At 56.4% G+C, this 949-nt stretch carries 1 protein-coding gene and 1 tRNA gene; both read left to right on the forward strand.

What is annotated here, in order from left to right; translation table 11 throughout:
* Window positions 1-431 precede the first annotated feature (431 nt).
* Window positions 432-522 (forward strand) — tRNA-Ser (locus tag EOB49_RS34170).
* A gap of 95 nt (window positions 523-617) precedes the next feature.
* On the forward strand, window positions 618-869 hold the full coding sequence (locus tag EOB49_RS34175; protein ID WP_127383524.1) for a GIY-YIG nuclease family protein: 252 nt from the start codon (window positions 618-620) through the stop codon (window positions 867-869).
* The last annotated feature ends 80 nt before the right edge of the window (window positions 870-949 follow it).

Raw genomic sequence — 949 nt, forward strand, 5'->3', positions numbered from 1 at the left:
AAAGTTAAAAAACGGGTCTGGGTATTCTTTGCTGAAGGACAGCGTTCCCTGCCCCATCCCCACTACCGAAAAAGATGCGCACCGCGCCGCTCCTTCGAAATCGACATTACCCATGAGGCGGCGGCGTTCAACCACGATCGTACCGGTGAAAGGGCTGCCTAGCTGCTATCCCCCGGCGTTGTTGCACAAATGACACGATTTGGCCTCACTCAGAAAGCTCTCGTTAACCATCAGGCCCGCCGCAATCCCTTGTTTGCGCCGAATCCGGCGAAGGGCCGCCGGAATCATGGCGAGTTCCCGAGTCGCTGGCCAGAAACAACCGCAGAACCGCCACATCCATGGAAGGTCGCGGTTCGGCGCCTTCTTATTTTGCATATAATGATGCGGGCTTGTTGATTGTGCCGGCGCTTTTCTTTATCCAGCGGCGCAACGGAGAGGTGGCCGAGTGGTCGAAGGCGCTCCCCTGCTAAGGGAGTAGAGGTCAAAAGCTTCTCGTGGGTTCGAATCCCATCCTCTCCGCCACCCTACGCCCTGCGGGCTTCGGGTGGCAGGCCACCCGGAACCGCATTTCGGGCGTGGGAGTGTCGCCCGAAGCTACCAAGTAGCGTAGGGGGACCATGTGGTACGTGTATTTCCTGCAGCTTCATAATGGCGGTGTCTATGTCGGGTCGACAAACGATCTTCGACGCCGGTTCGAATCGCATCAATCAGGCTATGTGACTTCGATCAGGGCCTATCTGCCTGTAGCCCTGAAGACCTATATCGCGGTCGAAATCGAGGCCAAACGCACGGCAACTCGAGCGATATTTCAAGACCGATCGGGCAAGGCTTTCGCCAGTAAACGGTTTTGGCGGACAGAGCCCCGCTGAAGGCATTTTTACCTATCCACCTGAAACATAAAGAAAAAAAGGCCTGAGAGCTGGTTTTTGCCGACCTCCGCTCTCGATTC

Source organism: Mesorhizobium sp. M7A.F.Ca.MR.148.00.0.0 (assembly GCF_003997735.1).
In the GTDB taxonomy this organism is placed as follows: Bacteria; Pseudomonadota; Alphaproteobacteria; order Rhizobiales; family Rhizobiaceae; genus Mesorhizobium.

Bases quoted from the DNA above. Each gene is read 5' to 3' on its own strand.
- EOB49_RS34175 (WP_127383524.1), top strand. From the start codon at position 618: ATGTGGTACGTGTATTTCCTGCAGCTTCATAATGGCGGTGTCTATGTC.